The following is a 15,737-nucleotide window of genomic DNA, read 5'->3' on the forward strand; positions in this document are numbered from 1 at the left end:
AAAGTTCGCGGCGAGGCCCGTCGCGCGCGGCCGCGGGCGCGCACGTCAGTATCCTGACGTCACGGGCACGAACGCCCGGCTGAGGCGGGAGTCTGTCGGGATGAAGATCCACAACCCATTCCGGGTCGCACTGCTGGCCACGCTCGGCGTCGGCGTCGGCCTGCTTCTGATCGGCAGCGTGCAGAACCTGTCGACGATCCTCCTGTACGTCGGCACCGCGCTGTTCCTCTCGCTCGGCCTCGACCCCGTCGTGTCGTTCCTGGAGAAGAGGGGCCTGCCCCGTTGGGCGGCGGTGCTCGTCACGATCCTCGGCGTGCTCGGCATCTTCGCCGGCATCATCGTGATGGTCGTGCCCATCATCGTGGGCCAGATCACGCAGCTCGTCGTGCAGGTGGAGCAACTCCTGCAACCCGATCGATGGAACGAGGTCGTGCGACAGGTGCAGGACTGGGCCTCCCGCACCCTCCCCTGGCTCCGCCTCGACGACGTCTGGGCGGGTGTGCAGCAGTGGATCTCGACCCTCGACGTCGGCTCCATCTCCACGATGGTCGGCAACAGCATCCTCACCATCGGCGGCGCGGTGGCGGCGGGCCTGGGCGGCGCCTTCATCGTGCTCATCCTGACCATCTACTTCACGGCATCCACCCCGTCGCTGAAGTCTGCCGTGTACCAGCTCGTGCCGGCGTCGAAACGTGCGCGCTTCATCGAGCTCGCCGAGAAAATCACCGACTCGGTGGGCTACTACGTCATGGGCCAGGTGAGCCTCGGCGTCATCAACGGCGTGCTGAGTGCCGTCTTCCTGTCGATCATCCAGGCGCCGTTCCCGGCCGTGCTCGCGGTGATCGCCTTCTTCTTCTCGCTGATCCCCCTCGTCGGAACGCTGACCGGCTCGACGATCATCGTGCTGACGTGCCTCATCCCGGGCCTGGGGTCGCCGACGATCGCGATCATCGCGGCGGTCTACTACCTCATCTACATGCAGATCGAGGCGTACATCATCTCGCCGCGCATCATGAGCCGCGCGGTCTCGGTGCCGGGGTCGGTGGTCGTCATCTCCGCCCTCGCCGGCGGTGCGCTGCTCAACCTGCTGGGAGCGCTCATCGCGATCCCGGTCGCCGCGAGCATCCTCATCATCTACCGCGAGGTCATCATCCCGCGGCAGAACGAACGCTGACCTCAGCCGACGACGTCGCCGTCCCACTCGGTGGGCAGCGGAAGAGCGTCGGGGTTCACCGCTGCAACGATCTCGGTGAGCACGCGACGGGTCTGGGTCTCGCCCACCCACAGGTGCTTGCCGCCCTCGACGGCGATGAGGGTGGCATCCGGAACCGATGCGAAGCGCTCGCGCGCCTCATCGGGGCGCAGGTAGTCGTCGAACTCGGGGACGAGCACCACCATGCGCCGCGCCTCTCCGGCCCAGGCCGCGACCTCTTCGGCGGTGGCGCGGTGAAGCGGCGGAGACAGCAGGATGACGCCTTCGATGTCGTGGTCGCGACCGTACTTGAGGGCCAGCTCGGTGCCGAACGACCAGCCCACCAACCACGGTCGCGGCAACCCCCGCTCGCGGGCGAAGTCGACGGCCGCGGCGACGTCGAAGCACTCGTTCGCTCCCCCGTCGAAGCTGCCCTCGCTCGTGCCGCGCGGCGACGTCGTGCCGCGGGTGTTGAAGCGCAGCACGGCGAGGTCGGCGAGGGCGGGCAGGCGCCCCGCGGCCTTGCGCAGGATGTGGGAGTCCATGAAGCCGCCCGCCGTCGGCAGTGGATGCAGCGTCACGAGGGTTGCGACCGGCTCTCGCTCGGCAGGCAGGGCCAGCTCGCCCACGAGGGTGAGCTCGTCGACCGTGTGCAACTCGATGTCTTCGCGACGTGCGGGCAGCAGAACGGGTCCGCGAATCTCCATCAGGCGATCCTCCAACAGTGAGTGTGCCAGTGGCGGCGCGCCGCCAGGTCGGCGGCGTCGCCGAGCACGCCATCGGCCCGCCACACCACCAGATGCGCGGTCCCGGCGGAGACGGCGCGCCCGCAACCCGGGCAGACGTAATCCTTCTGCGCCTGCGGCGCCGAGAGGGGTTGCACGGTCCATTCCGTGCCGCGGCGCACTTCTGTGCGCTTCCACCCGGCGATCAGGCGGTCGAGCGAATCATCGCCGCGATTCGCGTCGGGGCGGCGTTTACGGGAGCGGGGCATGGATGCCACTCACCACCAGTGGTTGCTCGTCCAGAACGCGTAGGCGCCGGCCCAGCTGCCATAGCGGCCCGTCGCGTACCCGGTGGCCCACCGCAGGTTGTCGACCGGGTCGTACCCGTTGCCGGGCACCTTGCTGCACGGCAGCGCTTGCACGAGCCCGCATGCCCCCGGACGAGCGGTTCGTCGCATTGGGGTTCCACCCGCTCTCACGGCTGACGATGTAGTCGACGTAGCCCATGTCGGACTCGGCGATCCCCGCCGCGGCCATCCATTCTGCGGGCGCTCCGCCACCCGAGTAGAACAGCGGCCCGGAACTACTCGCCGACGACGAGGAGTCGGACTCCCGCGAACGCGTGGGCGTGGGGGTCGGAGTCGGGGTCGGCTTCGGCTTGACGTAGACGTTGTAGCTCGAGCGGTCGAGCTGCGGCGACTGCTTCTCACCGGCGACCGACACCGCCTGCGCGTCGTCGAGACCCTCGGCGTACAGGGTGACCGTGCGGGGCACGTCGGCCTGCGCGGGCGAGAGGGCCGCGCCCATCGGCCCCACGTAGGCCGCGGCGAAAAGGACGGCCGCACAGGCGCCGAAGGCACCGACCACACCGCGGCGGCGGGACCACCGGGGCGTCGACCGCCGCGTGATCACCGGAGGGATCACGTCTACCCCGGTGTCGCCTCGACGGGCGACACGGGACGATGAGCGTACGGGGCGCGAACCGGAAGTCACAGTGCCGTCGAGTCTACCGAGGCGCCGCGGCGAGTGTCATCCGCGCTCATCCGATGGCGAGCATGACGTCGACGACGGAGTCGAGCACTGCATCGACCTGGGCCTCGCGGTACCCGCCCCGCTGCATGCGGAACGCGACCGAGCGCACCTGCTCGGGCGTCACCGGGTCACCGGCGGCGAGGTAGCGCGCCACCCGGTCGGCGACGACGTCGACCTCGTCGACGCGGTAGCCGTAGCGCAGGATGCCGACCCGCTCGAACCGGGCGCCACGGGGGCGTCGCAGGCGGTCGAGCACGACCTGCGCCGTGTCGCGCGTCTCGGCGACCCAGGCGCGTGCACCGAGGTTCGAGAGCGCGTGCTCGCGCTCGCGCGCGGCGAAAGCGTCTTCGACGCGGCCCAGCGCAGCATCCACGGCCGGCACGGAGTAGCCGCCGCGCACGAGGGGGAAGGCCGCGGCGCGCACCTCCGACGAGCGGAGTGCGCCGACGTCGTCGTTCTCGAACACCTCGCGCGCACGGGCGAGGAAGACGTCGACGGCGCGTTTCTCGTACCCTTTCGCGCGGCCGGAATCCGGGAACGGCGTGGCAGCGACCTGATCATGGATCGGCGTCTCGGTCATGACACTCCCAACGGGGTGAGGAGGTAGTACGTCACCAGTGCGGCGGTGGCCGACGGCAGGATGGAGTCGAGGCGATCGAGCACCCCGCCATGACCGGGCAGCCACGAACTCATGTCTTTGATGCCGAGGTCGCGCTTGACCATCGATTCACCCAGATCGCCCACGGTGGCCGTGGCCAGCACGACGGCGCCGAAGACGAGTCCCGCCCACCACGGGATCTGCAGCATGAACATCGCCAGCAGTGCGCCCGCGACGAGGGCCGCGACGCACGCGCCGGCGAAGCCTTCCCACGTCTTCTTGGGGCTGATGCGCGGGGCCATCGGATGCCGCCCGCCCCGCCCGAACGTCAGGCCCGAGACGTAGGCACCGGTGTCGGCGGCGACAGCGAGGATGATGAACGCCAGCACCCACCATTCCCCACGCGGCTGTGCGAGCAGCACCATCGCCATGCTCGTGAGGAAGGGCACGTACAACTGCACGAAGCCCGCGACGAGCACGTCGCCGATGACGTCGATCCGCGCGCGACCGTCGGACGCCGCCATCTGCGCGATCACCCGCCAGACGACGACCACGACCACCGCGCTCAGGGCTGCGATCCAGTGCACCCAGGGCTGGAGAAAGAACCCGCTGAGCAGCACCAGCGACCCCGTGAGGAGTTGCGGGACGACGTCGACACGGCGTCCCGCGACCTGCAGGGCACGGGAGAACTCCAGCACCCCGAGCACCATCGCCGCGCCCGCGAAGAACACGAACAACCACTTGACGAAGATGAGCGAGGCGATCAGCACCGCGCCGATGCCGACGCCGATGATCGTGGCGACGATGAGGTCACGACCCGTGCGCTGTTTGAGCCGTTCGTTCGCCTGCCCGAACTCCGCGCGCGCGTGCGCGATGTGCTGTTCGGCGTCGGTGCGCATCGCGCGCAGCTGCGACTCGATGGCCGTCACCCCCTCGCCCGTCATCGGCGAACGGCGTGCCGCCGCGTCCCGACGGGAACCGGGGGGATCGACCGGCTGACCTTCGCCGGCCTCAGGGGCGTCGGGCATGCGGGTCAGACCTCGAGCAGCTCTGCCTCTTTGCGCTTCAGCGCCTCGTCGATTAGGTCGACGTGCGTGCGCGTGATGCCGTCGAGCTCCTTCTCGGCGCGGACGAGCTCGTCTTCGCCGACATCGCTCTTGAGCGCGTCGAGGTCGTCCTTGGCCTTGCGGCGGAGGTTGCGCACCTGCACCTTGGCGTCTTCGCCCTTGCCGCGCACGATCTTGACGTACTCTTTGCGGCGGTCCTGCGTGAGCTCGGGCATGGTGACGCGCACGATGGTGCCGTCGTTGGTGGGGTTCACGCCGAGGTTCGGCATGTCGCGGATCGCCTGTTCGATGGCCTTCAACGCCGACTTGTCGTACGGGTTGATGACGAGTGTGCGGGCCTCGGGGTTGTTGAGCGAGGCGAGCTGCGCGAGAGGCGTCGGCGATCCGTAGTAGTCGACGAGCACCTTCTGGAACATCTGGGGGTTCGCGCGCCCGGTGCGGACGGTCGCGAAGTCCTCCTTGGCGGCCTCCACGGCGCGATCCATACGCGCTCCGGCATCGGCGAGGACATCGGCGATCACGGTGACTCCATTCGTTGGGACTGACTTCTCAGTCTAGTCGCGTGCGGGCCCGGCACCCGGGCCCGCACGGCGCGTCACGCCGTGACCAGGGTGCCCATGGTCTCGCCCAGCAGCGCCTGCGTGACGTTGCCGGCGGGCTCCATGCCGAACACGCGCATGTCGATGCCGTTGTCCATGCAGAGGCTGAACGCGGTGGAGTCCACGACCTTCAGGCCCTTCTGCAGAGCGTCGCGGTAGGTGATGTGGTCGAGCTTCTCGGCGGAGGAATCGGTGCGCGGGTCGGCGGTGTAGACGCCGTCGACGCCGTTCTTCGCCACGAGCACCTCGGTGGCGCCGATCTCCAGCGCACGCTGGGCGGCGACGGTGTCGGTCGAGAAGTACGGCAGCCCCGCGCCGGCGCCGAAGATGACGACACGGCCCTTCTCGAGGTGGCGCACGGCACGACGCGGGATGTAGGGCTCGGCGACCTGGGTCATCGAGATGGCGGACTGCACGCGCGTGGCGGCACCGGCCTGCTCGAGGAAGTCCTGCAGGGCCAGCGAGTTCATCACCGTGCCCAGCATGCCCATGTAGTCGGCACGGCCGCGGTCCATGCCCCGCTGGCTGAGCTCGGCACCCCGGAAGAAGTTGCCCCCGCCCACGACGATCGCGATCTCGACCCGGTCGACCGCGGCGGCGATCTCGCGCGCGATCTGACTCACGACATCCGGGTTGACGCCCAACTGGCCTCCCCCGAACGCCTCTCCCGACAGCTTCAGCAGTACTCGGCGGCGCTTGCTGGCCTCATCGATCACGTGTGGTGTCCTCTCGTCTTGAACAAACTATCCCCCGCTCGTTTCCGGCGCGCGTCCGCAGCGCATCCGGGCAGGGAAAAGGCCCGGGATGCCGTGGCATCCCGGGCCTCATCATGTACGGGTTACGCGCCGACCTTGAAGCGGGCGAAGTCGGTCAGCGTGAGACCGGCGTCGGACGCGACCTTGGCGACGGACAGCTTGTTGTCCTTCGCGTAGTCCTGGTCGAGCAGCGAGACCTGCTTGAAGAACGCGTTGACGCGGCCCTCGACGATCTTCGGCAGCGCGGCCTCGGGCTTGCCCTCGTTGCGGGAGATCTCGGTGACGATCTCGCGCTCCTTCTCGACGTCGGCCTCGGGCACGGCGTCGCGGGTGAGGTACGAGGGGTTCGCGAACGAGATGTGCTGCGCGATCGAGCGCGCCGTCTCGGCGTCGTCACCGGTGTAGGCGAGCACCACGCCGACCTGCGGGGGCAGGTCCTTGCTGGTCTTGTGCAGGTAGACCTCGAACTTGTCGCCCGAGATCGTGCGCACGCGACGCAGTTCGACCTTCTCGCCGATGATCGCGGCCTCGTCGGAGATGAGCTGCTCGACGGTCTTGCCGTCGGCGTCGGCGGCGAGGGCGGCCTCGACCGAGTCGGCACCGGCGGCGGCCGCGGCATCGACGACCTTGTCGGCCAGAGCGATGAAGCGGTCGTTCTTCGCGACGAAGTCGGTCTCGCAGGCGAGCTCGAGGAGGGTCACGGATCCGTCGTTCTCGCGAGCGGCGACGAGGCCCTCGCTGGTCGAACGGTCGGCGCGCTTGGCGTTGCCCTTCGCGCCCTTGAGGCGCAGGATCTCGACGGCCTTCTCGACGTCGCCGTCAGCCTCTTCGAGCGCCTTCTTGGTGTCGACCATGCCCGTGCCGAGCTGCTCGCGCAGCGCCTTGATGTCGGCGATCGTGAAGTTTGCCATGGTGTGGCGGTCTCCTTGTCGTTTCGGTTCTGAATGTGAGCCCGGCGGGGCCGTGCGCCGCCCTCGCGTGAGGGGGCCGTCACGACCCCGCCGGATCGTAGCCTGTGCGGGTGACGCGCCGCTCACGCGATGGTGAAGCGGACGTCGCGCGGCTTACTTGCTGTCGGTGGCCTCGGCGTCGGCGGCCGGAGCCTCGGTCGCCTCGGCCGCGGGGGCCTCGGCCGCGGGGGCATCGGCCGACTCGGCCGCGGGCGCCTCGGTGGTCTCGGCGGGGGTCTCGAGCAGTTCGCGCTCCCACTCGGCGAGGGGCTCGGCGGCCTCTTCTTCACCGGCGGGCTGGTGACGCTGGATCAGGCCCTCTGCGGCGGCGTCGGCGATGATGCGGGTGAGCAGGCTCACCGAGCGGATCGCGTCGTCGTTGCCGGGGATCGGGTACTGGAACTCGTCGGGGTCGGCATTGGTGTCGAGGATGCCGATGACGGGGATACCGAGCTTCTTGGCCTCGTCGACGGCGAGGTGCTCGCGCTTGGCGTCGACGACCCAGATGGCCGACGGGGTCTTCTGCAGGTTGCGGATGCCGCCGAGCGACTTGTGCAGCTTGTCGAGCTCGCGCTTCTTGAGCAGGAGCTCCTTCTTGGTGAAGCCGCTCTCAGCCGGGTTCTCGTAGTCGAGCTCCTCGAGCTCCTTCATGCGGGCGAGGCGCTTCGACACCGTCTGGAAGTTGGTGAGGAGGCCACCGAGCCAGCGCTGGTTGACGTAGGGCTGGCCCACGCGCGTCGCTTGCTCGGCGAGGACTTCCTGCGCCTGCTTCTTGGTCCCGACGAAGAGGATGGTGCCGCCGTGCGCGACGGTCTCCTTGACGAACTCGTACGCCTTGTCGATGTACCCGAGCGACTGCTGCAGGTCGATGATGTGGATGCCGGAGCGCTCCGTGAGGATGAAGCGCTTCACCTTCGGGTTCCACCGGCGGGTCTGGTGTCCGAAGTGGACGCCGCTGTCGAGCAGCTGGCGGATGGTGACGACGGCCATGGTCGTACTCCTGTTTCTGGGCGCTCTCGCGCCGTGGTTGTGGTTGTTCGCGTCGGACGGTCCGCCCGACGAGCCTGGTGCCCGGCGCACACCCGCCACCCGCCGGAGCGGAGGACCATGGGGTGTGGATGCCACGCGATGCACTGTCTCGGAAGACTGTGCGATGCGCTCTGGGCACGCGGAGTCATCCCGACATGCGGGATGCGTCCCCCAGCATACAGGACGCCTCCTCCCCGACGCGTGTTCGTCCCCCGTCGTGCCCCGCCATCCGGTTCCCGCTCGTGAAGGCGTAAGACTTCCCCGGTGATCACGGCACCGTTGCGCTCTCTCGCCCTCATCATGGCGCTCGTCCTCCCCATCTCCGACCCGCTCTCGACTCTCGGATGGGTGTGGCCCGTCGAGCAAGTGCGTATCGTGCGTCCCTACGAAGCGCCCGCGCACGCATACGGTCCCGGACACCGAGGCCTCGACCTGGCATCCGGAACGCTCGTACGCTCCCCCGCTGACGGACACGTCGCGTTCGCGGGGTCGGTGGCCGGTCGGCCTGTCGTGACGATCGATCACGGCGGCGGGCTGGTGACGACGCTCGAACCCGTCGTCTCCGACCTGGCCGTCGGCGACGTCGTCGCGCGGGCGGCGGTGGTCGGGCACCTCGGCCAGGGTGGGCACACCGCACCCGGCAGCGTGCATTTCGGGGTGCGCCTGAACGGCGAGTACGTCAATCCGCTGCGGCTGCTGGGCGGAGTCCCACGCGCGGTGCTGCTGCCGTGCTGCTGAGGGGTGTTCAGTTAATCCTCACGGCGGCAGCTCGGTCGAGTCGAGCGGTCAGCTGACGGTGTTGCCGCTGCCCTCGACGACGGCCGAACCGACGCGGCCTCCGGAGCGCACGACGTTGTCGTCTCCGCGCACCCTGACCGCCGGGATGCCCGACGCCGCCTCGGTGACGGTGCGGTCGCCCGAGATCTCGAGCCGCCCGATCGCCGCCGCCGACCTCACCGTGCCGTCATCGCCCTGCACGACGACCTCATCGGCACCGGCGATGTCGGCGCGGATGCCGTCTCCCGCGACGCGGAGTGTGCCGATGGTCGCGCCGGAGGCGTCGACGGTGAGGCGGGAGCCCGACACCACCAGCTCGATGCACGTGCCGGTGACGCGGAACGTCTGCGCCGTCCCCGACACGTTCTGACTGCCGCCGTCGGAGCAGTCGCGGGTTTCGGCGGCGGTGGGAGTGGCGGGCGATGCCGGCGAGCCGGGTCCGGTCGACGAATCCGTGGTCGGGCGGGCGGTCTCGCCCACGCTCGGAACCCCCGTCGCGACCGGACCCGGGAGGGTGATGGAGATGCAGCCCGCCAGGGTTACGGTGAGAGCCGCGACGCCGAACACGGCGGGCACACGACGGAGGCGCATGCGCATACCGTAGGCGTCGGCAGCGATCTCCGTCAGGGGGGGCGCATCCCCCTTCTTGCCGGGAGAGTGTGCGGAACGGTGGACGCGGAGCGGCGGCTAGACGGCGAGACCGCGTGAGATCCCCGCCGCCAGCTCAGGCGCGCGGGTGCGCCAGGCGATACGCCTCGCGCAGACGCTCGGCTGAGACGTGCGTGTAGATCTGGGTCGTGCCCAGACTCGCGTGGCCCAGGATCTCCTGCACGGCACGCAGGTCGGCACCCCCGTCGAGCAGGTGCGTCGCCGCGGAGTGGCGGAGGGCGTGCGGTCCGAGCGCCTCGGCGCCGACACGCGGAGCGAGCGTGCGCGAGACGAGGGCGTGCACCGCCCGCGGCCCGAGTCGCGCCCCCTTGGCCCCGAGAAAGACCGCCCGTCCGGCGTCCGGCGCAGGGCGCACGGACCCCACGGCGGCCCGCACCACCTGCCCCTCGTCCGGAATCCGCGTGTGAGCGCGCGCTTGGAGCACGGGGCGTGAGCGCACGAGGTAGGCCTGCAGCGCCCGCTCCGCCGGAAGCCCATAGGGCACGACGCGCTCCTTGTCGCCCTTGCCTCGGAGGCGGAGCGTCCGGCGCTCGTGGTCGACGTCGTCGAGGTCGAGACCGCAGACTTCCGACACGCGTGCGCCCGAGCCGTAGAGCACTTCGAGCAGCGCGTGGTCGCGGAGAGCCAGCGCGTCTCCCCCCTCGGCGAGGGCTGCGGCATCCGTGAGAACCGCGTCGAGCGCGTCGGCCGTGGCCACAGCCGGAAGCGTCCTTCCGCGCTTGGGCGACACCATGCGCAGCGAAGGGTCGTGCGTCAGGAGCCCCTGTTCCACCGCCCACCCGAACAGTCCACGGACGGTCGAGGCGCGCCGCGCCGCTGTCGCCTTCGACTGACCGGCTTTGGTCGCCGCCCACTGCCATTCGCGGAGGTTCTCGACCTCGACGTCGGACAGTGGACGGTCGCCGATCGCCGCCACGAGCGCGGCCAGGTCGGCTCGGTAGGCGCGCACGGTCGCGGGAGAAAGTCGTCGCACGTCCGCGACGTGGGTGAGGTAGGCCTCGACGGCCTCCGACGTGCGCATACCCCCAGCCTGCCCTGATGCCGCCGGATCGCCGGGGGCACGCGCCGGGAGATGTCATCGGCACACCGTCTCGCCCGACCGCGCGGCTCCCGACCACGCGTGACCCCGCCGCCGTCGTGTGGATTGCGCGACACCCCCACCGACGGATCACCCCGCCCGCCGCCGTCCGGACGGATCGCGCGCGGCCGTGCGCCATCACTCCCTCGTCGTGGCGACGCCCATCTCCGAGGATCAGCCCGTTCGCCGCCGTCCGGACGCATCGCGCGCGGCCGTGCGCCACTCCGCCGCGTCGTCAAGAGACCCCCATCACCGACGAATCACCCCGCTCGTCGGCCTCCTGACGCATCGCGTGCGACCGTGCGCCACTCGCCCGCGTCATCGCGCGTCACCCTCCCCTCGAGCTCGGCGAAGCCCAACAGGATCGCCGCTTCATCCGGAGCGAGCCCGCTCCGGCGCGCGACGTCGGCGGTCGAGCGCGCGCTGCGCGGCGACAGCGCATCCAGCAAGCGCGTGGTCGTATCGGTGTGCGCCTGCTCCCCCGCAGGCGGCGGCATGTCCCCCGCACCGAGCATCTCGAGTACGTCGTTCGACGACGTCACGCACACCCCGTCGAATTCGCGGAGGACGCGATGGCACCCCGCCGAGGCAGCGCTGGTCACCGGTCCCGGAACAGCCCCGAGGGCCCGACCCAGTGTCGCTGCGTGAGCGGCGGTGTTCAACGACCCGCTTCGCCAACCCGCCTCGACCACCACGACAGCGTCCGCCATCGCCGCGATCAGACGGTTGCGGCTCAGGAACCGCCACTTCGTCGGCGCAGCACCGCACGGCGTCTCGCTCCACACCGCTCCCGTCGCCGCGATCTGCGCGAGGAGGTTCTCGTGGCCGCGCGGATAGGGACGATCCACGCCGCCCGCGAGGAAGGCGACGGTCGAGGCGCCCACCGACAGCGCCGCCCGGTGGCAGGCGCCGTCGATGCCGTACGCGGCCCCCGAGACGATCGCGACTCCCGCCCCGCCCAGCTCGGCCGCGAGGTCGGCCGCCACGGTCTCCCCGTAGGCCGTCGACGCCCGAGCACCGACGAGAGCCACGGCCGGGCCGCGGGCCGGTACCGTCGTGCCCCGTCGCCACAGCGCGATCGGCGCGTGAACGCCGAGGTCGTCGAGACGGGTCGGCCACTCGGAGTCACCCGGTACGACGAGCGCCGCTTCGCAGCGCCGTGCCGCGTCGAGGGCGGCCTCGATCGCCGCGGGCTGCAGGCGCGGCATCCATCGAGACCGCGCCGAACGCAGCTCGGCGTCGCCGCTGCTCAGAGCGTGCCGGAGCGCATCGACCGCACCGTGCGTCGCGACGAGCGCCCCGGCGACACCGTCACCCGGTTCGACGAGCACGCTCCACACCGCGCGGGCGTACGCCTCTTCGGCGGCGGCACCGTCGGGCCCGCGGAGGCCCCTCAAAGCCACCGCCGCCGTAGCGGAATTGAGACGGATCATACGTTCGCCCCCTGCCGAAGGCTGATCGCCCGACCCACGTCCTCGAGGCGCAGCTGGTCGTGCCCGGCGATGTCCGCGACGGTCCAGGCGACCCGCAGCAGACGGTCGTACCCCCTCAGGGTCAGCGCCCCGCGACGCAGGGCCACATCGAGCGGGCGGAGCACCTCGGGCGGCGGTGCGGCCGCACCCCGCAGCCAGGCGCCGGGCACATCGGCGTTGCGCCGCCAGGCAGTGGAGGCCCACCGGCGAGCGGCCCGGTCCCTCGCGGCGTCGACCACGCGCCGAGCGGCGGCGGTCGTCACCACCCGTGCATCCGCCTCCTGCCGGGCCGATGACACACGCTGCAGCCGCAGGTCGATGTCGATGCGGTCGAGAAGGGGCCCCGACAGCCGTCGGGTGTAGCGACGGATCGCCTGCGGGGCGCACTCGCACACCGCGCCCCGGACGCCGGAGAGACCGCAGGGGCAGGGGTTCGTGGCGATGACGAGCTGGAAGCGCGCGGGAAACGTCGCCGCCGCGCCCGAGCGGTGCACGTGGATCGTGCCGCTCTCGAGGGGCTGGCGCAAAGCGTCGAGCACGGAGGCGGGGAACTCACCGCCCTCGTCGAGAAACAGCACGCCCTCGCTCGCCCGGGCGATGGCGCCGGGGCGGACGACGCCCGATCCACCGCCGATGAGCGCCGCGGCCGTCGCGCCGTGGTGCGGGCTCTCGAACGGCGGGATACGCGACAGGCGCGTCACCGGCTCGCCTGCGAGCGAACGGATCGAGGCGACCGAGAGCGCGGCGTCGTCATCGAGCGGCGGCAGGATGCCGGGCAGCCGGCGCGCGAGCATGGTCTTGCCGGCCCCCGGTGGCCCGCTCATCAGCAGGTGGTGGCCGCCGGCGGCGGCAACGACGAGGGCGTCGACCGCCTCGGGCTGTCCGACGACGTCTGCGAGATCGAGTGGCGCGTCGTCGGCGCCGTCGGCGATCGGCGCCTCAACCGGTGCCAATTCCGCGGCCTCCGTGCGTCCACCGTGCCATCGCACCACCTCGGCGAGGCAGGCCGCGGCGTGCACCTCGACGCCGTCGACGAGGCGTGCTTCGGCCGCGTTGGCGGTCGGGACGACGACCCTCGTGTGACCGGCGCGGTGCGCGGCGACCACGGCGGGCAGGACGCCCGGTACGGGCCGCAGTCGACCGTCGAGACCCAGCTCGCCGATGTGCACGGTAGAGGCGACACGCGCGGCATCCATCTCCACGGAGGTCGCCAGCGCGGCCACCGCGATCGCCACGTCGAAACCGGCACCGCGCTTCGGAAGGCTCGCGGGCGAGAGGTTGACCGTGATGCGGCGCTTCGGCAGATCGAGACCACGGTTGGTGCAGGCGTTGCGCACGCGCCGCCCGGCCTCACCCAGCGCCTTGTCGGGGAGTCCGATGATCGAGAACTCCGGCGTCTGCGACGACACGTCGGCCTCGACCTCGACGAGGTCGCCGCGCAACCCCGACAGCGCCACCGCCCACGTGCGCGCGACGGTCACAGGGCATCCTCGAGATGCTCGAGCCGAGCGGTGGCCGGGTCGGCGCCCGTCAGTCCGATCGCATCCACGCGAAGCCGTCGGCCGCGCGCCAGGTCGGGGTGGGCGGCGAGCCACGCCATCGCCAGGCGCCACAGACGTGTCGCCTTGCGCTTGTCGATCGCCTCGAACGGATGCCCGTAGTCCTCGCTGCGCCGAGTCTTCACCTCCACGACGACGAGCGTGCCGTCGCGCTCCGCGATGATGTCGATCTCGCCCTGCGGGCATCGCCAGTTGCGGGCGATGATGCGGTAGCCGTCGCCGATCAGGTGGGCGACGGCGCGGTCCTCCCCGGCTCGGCCGAGGTCGTCTTTCGCTGCCATGCCCGAGAGCGTGGCATCCGCCTCACTCGGCCCGTCCGCCGGATCGACTCATCCGTGGAGAGCCCAAGAAATTCGCCCCTGGGGAGAAGCCTCAGTTGTCGAGCGACAGCTCGTCGGGAAGCTGGAAGTCGTGACGCGAGAGCTCCTCGACGTTGACGTCTTTGAACGTCAGCACGCGCACCGACTTCACGAACCGATCGGCGCGGTAGATGTCCCACACCCACACGTCGGTCATCGAGATCTCGAAGTAGAAGTCGTGCTCGGTGTCGCGCCGCACGACGTTGACGTCGTTGGCGAGGTAGAACCGACGCTCGGTCTCGATCACGTAGGTGAATTGGCGCACGACATCGCGGTACTCGCGGTACAGGGCCAGCTCGAGTTCGCGGTCGTAGTCCTCGAAGACGTCGTCATCCATGGTCTTTCCATCCTAGGCGCGCCCCACGGCACGGGCCGCACGGTGACGGACGCCCGGGCGCGTCTCCCCCACCGGCGGGACGCACGGACGCGGAGGCGGGACGCCGGGGTCAGAACAGCGTCGGCGCCGCGGCGATCGCCCACGAATGCCGGTGGTGCACGCTCATGCCGTGCGCGGTGATCGCGTCGCGGTGGTCGAGGCTCGCGTAGCCCTTGTTGCGCGCCCAGCCGTAGGCCGGCAGGTCGTCGTGCAGCCCCGTCATGAGCGTGTCGCGCGCGACCTTGGCGATGACGGATGCCGCGGCCGCGCTCGCGCAGTCGCGGTCGGCCTTGATGACGGGCTTCACGGTCAGACCGGACTCGCCCGCCGGCGTGATGTAGTCGTGGTTGCCGTCGAGGATGACGAGGGCCTCCTCGGGCACCACACCGTGCGCGCGCAGATCGGCGATCGCACGGACCGCGGCGAGCCCGAGGGCACGGATGATGCCGATCTCGTCGATCTCGACCGAGCTCGCCCACCCGACGGCACTGTGCTGCACGAAAGCAGCCGCCCGCGCCGCCACCTCGGGACGACGCGCCTCGGGAACGAGCTTCGAATCCCGCAGCCCGTGCGGCACGCGCTTGCGCGAGCGCGATGGGTCGATGACGGCCGCGCCGACCGCCACGGGTCCCGCGAGCGCACCGCGACCGACCTCGTCGCACGCGATGACGATCGCGTGCTCCTTCAGCACGCGACGCTCGAGGGTCAGGGTCGGTTCGATCACTGCTCGGCCGGCGCGGGAACCCCCGCGAACACCTCGTGGTGGAAGTCGATCAGCCCGAACCGCGTGAACGGCCAGGTGATGAGGAACGCCCGGCCCACGACGTTGTCGACGGGCACGAACCCCTTGCTCGGCTGATCCTGGTTGTAGCGGGAATCGCGCGAGCTGTTGCGATTGTCGCCCAGCACCCACAGCGACCCGTCGGGCACCGTCACGTCGTACGGCACCGGCTCGGGCGCGGTGGCACCGGGGGCGAGGCGCACGTACGGCTCTTCGATCGGCACGCCGTTCACGGTCGTCTGGCCGAGCGCGTTGCAGCACACGACGTGGTCGCCCGCGGTGCCGATCACACGTTTGATGAGGTGGTCGTCGCTGTCGGGGGCGGACAGGCCGAAGAGCGAGAGCACCCAGTCCGCGCCCTCGACGACCGGGGAGCGCTCCTCGACCGGGCTCGCCGGGAGCCATCCGCCCGGATCGCGGAAGACGACGACATCGCCGCGGGAGTACTCGCCGAAGCGCGGGGTCAGCTCGTCGACCAGGATGCGGTCCTTGATGAGGAGCGTGTCCTCCATCGACGCCGACGGGATGTAGAACGAGCGCACCACGAAGGTCTTCACGAGGAACGACACCAGCAGCGCGATGGCGATGATGACGATCAGGTCGCGGAAGAATGCGCCCCACCCGCGGCGGCGTCGCTCGGGAGCGGCGGAGGCCGTGGCATCCGGGGTCGAGGCGGTCTGGTCGCTCATGTGTTCCTTCACCGGGTTCGTCGCACGCCG

19 protein-coding genes are annotated in these 15,737 nt (G+C 70.7%); 2 read left to right on the forward strand and 17 right to left on the reverse strand.

Going from position 1 to position 15,737, the window contains the following annotated elements:
* Positions 1–100: 100 nt before the first annotated feature.
* Positions 101–1,174, forward strand: a complete 1,074-nt coding sequence (locus QE410_RS08475) for an AI-2E family transporter (protein WP_307330461.1) — start codon at positions 101–103, stop codon at positions 1,172–1,174.
* 2 nt (positions 1,175–1,176) lie between these two features.
* Here the strand turns inward: QE410_RS08475 and QE410_RS08480 are convergent, their stop codons facing one another.
* From QE410_RS08480 to rpsB, 9 genes are all read right to left on the reverse strand, one after another.
* Positions 1,177–1,899 carry an alpha/beta hydrolase gene (locus QE410_RS08480; protein WP_307330464.1) on the reverse strand — a complete coding sequence of 241 codons (723 nt, stop codon included), beginning with the start codon at positions 1,897–1,899 and terminating at the stop codon, positions 1,177–1,179.
* Positions 1,899–2,186: a hypothetical protein gene (locus QE410_RS08485; protein WP_307330467.1), complete on the reverse strand. Its 288-nt coding sequence runs from the start codon at positions 2,184–2,186 to the stop codon at positions 1,899–1,901. Before QE410_RS08485 ends, QE410_RS08480 begins: the two co-directional genes overlap by 1 nt.
* The gene (locus QE410_RS08490) at positions 2,170–2,841 is read right to left on the reverse strand and encodes a lytic transglycosylase domain-containing protein (protein WP_307330470.1); all 672 of its coding nucleotides are present in this window, start codon (positions 2,839–2,841) and stop codon (positions 2,170–2,172) included. The genes QE410_RS08485 and QE410_RS08490 overlap by 17 nt, the downstream gene beginning before the upstream one ends.
* Before the next feature lie 115 nt (positions 2,842–2,956).
* A complete protein-coding gene (locus tag QE410_RS08495; RefSeq protein ID WP_307330474.1) occupies positions 2,957–3,529 on the reverse strand; it encodes a DivIVA domain-containing protein in 573 nt (190 codons plus the stop codon).
* The gene (locus QE410_RS08500) at positions 3,526–4,575 is read right to left on the reverse strand and encodes a phosphatidate cytidylyltransferase (protein WP_307330477.1); all 1,050 of its coding nucleotides are present in this window, start codon (positions 4,573–4,575) and stop codon (positions 3,526–3,528) included. The genes QE410_RS08495 and QE410_RS08500 overlap by 4 nt, the downstream gene beginning before the upstream one ends.
* Positions 4,576–4,580: 5 nt before the next feature.
* Positions 4,581–5,135, reverse strand: coding sequence for a ribosome recycling factor (gene frr, locus QE410_RS08505; RefSeq protein ID WP_058231446.1), 555 nt, complete (start codon positions 5,133–5,135; stop codon positions 4,581–4,583).
* A gap of 74 nt (positions 5,136–5,209) precedes the next feature.
* Positions 5,210–5,929 (reverse strand): UMP kinase, encoded by a 720-nt coding sequence (pyrH, locus tag QE410_RS08510; protein WP_154922146.1) that lies wholly within the window; start codon positions 5,927–5,929, stop codon positions 5,210–5,212.
* 122 nt (positions 5,930–6,051) lie between these two features.
* On the reverse strand, positions 6,052–6,879 hold the full coding sequence (gene tsf / locus QE410_RS08515) for a translation elongation factor Ts (RefSeq protein WP_058231444.1): 828 nt from the start codon (positions 6,877–6,879) through the stop codon (positions 6,052–6,054).
* Between the two features lie 153 nt (positions 6,880–7,032).
* On the reverse strand, positions 7,033–7,908 hold the full coding sequence (rpsB, locus tag QE410_RS08520) for a 30S ribosomal protein S2 (RefSeq protein ID WP_307330482.1): 876 nt from the start codon (positions 7,906–7,908) through the stop codon (positions 7,033–7,035).
* Positions 7,909–8,211: 303 nt separating this feature from the next.
* Here rpsB and QE410_RS08525 point away from each other — a divergent pair, with 303 nt between their 5' ends.
* A complete protein-coding gene (locus QE410_RS08525) occupies positions 8,212–8,685 on the forward strand; it encodes a murein hydrolase activator EnvC (RefSeq protein WP_307330488.1) in 474 nt (157 codons plus the stop codon).
* A gap of 48 nt (positions 8,686–8,733) precedes the next feature.
* Here the strand turns inward: QE410_RS08525 and QE410_RS08530 are convergent, their stop codons facing one another.
* The 8 genes from QE410_RS08530 to lepB form a co-directional block, all read right to left on the reverse strand.
* Complete coding sequence (locus tag QE410_RS08530; RefSeq protein ID WP_307330490.1) at positions 8,734–9,315, reverse strand: hypothetical protein; 582 nt, start codon at positions 9,313–9,315, stop codon at positions 8,734–8,736.
* A 133-nt stretch (positions 9,316–9,448) separates the two neighbouring features.
* Entirely contained in the window at positions 9,449–10,414 is a 966-nt protein-coding gene (locus QE410_RS08535) for a tyrosine recombinase XerC (RefSeq protein WP_307330493.1), read from the reverse strand.
* 317 nt (positions 10,415–10,731) lie between these two features.
* On the reverse strand, positions 10,732–11,904 hold the full coding sequence (dprA, locus tag QE410_RS08540) for a DNA-processing protein DprA (protein WP_307330496.1): 1,173 nt from the start codon (positions 11,902–11,904) through the stop codon (positions 10,732–10,734).
* A complete protein-coding gene (locus QE410_RS08545) occupies positions 11,901–13,424 on the reverse strand; it encodes a YifB family Mg chelatase-like AAA ATPase (protein WP_307330498.1) in 1,524 nt (507 codons plus the stop codon). Before QE410_RS08545 ends, dprA begins: the two co-directional genes overlap by 4 nt.
* Positions 13,421–13,783: a YraN family protein gene (locus tag QE410_RS08550; protein ID WP_307330501.1), complete on the reverse strand. Its 363-nt coding sequence runs from the start codon at positions 13,781–13,783 to the stop codon at positions 13,421–13,423. The genes QE410_RS08545 and QE410_RS08550 overlap by 4 nt, the downstream gene beginning before the upstream one ends.
* A gap of 91 nt (positions 13,784–13,874) precedes the next feature.
* Positions 13,875–14,198 carry a DUF2469 family protein gene (locus QE410_RS08555; RefSeq protein WP_055836674.1) on the reverse strand — a complete coding sequence of 108 codons (324 nt, stop codon included), beginning with the start codon at positions 14,196–14,198 and terminating at the stop codon, positions 13,875–13,877.
* Positions 14,199–14,307: 109 nt separating this feature from the next.
* Complete coding sequence (locus QE410_RS08560) at positions 14,308–14,961, reverse strand: ribonuclease HII (RefSeq protein ID WP_307330504.1); 654 nt, start codon at positions 14,959–14,961, stop codon at positions 14,308–14,310.
* A complete protein-coding gene (gene lepB / locus QE410_RS08565) occupies positions 14,958–15,707 on the reverse strand; it encodes a signal peptidase I (protein ID WP_307330507.1) in 750 nt (249 codons plus the stop codon). Before lepB ends, QE410_RS08560 begins: the two co-directional genes overlap by 4 nt.
* Positions 15,708–15,737: the final 30 nt, after the last annotated feature.

Origin of the sequence: Microbacterium sp. SORGH_AS_1204 (genome assembly GCF_030818935.1) — a bacterium.
Lineage (GTDB): Bacteria > Actinomycetota > Actinomycetes > Actinomycetales > Microbacteriaceae > Microbacterium.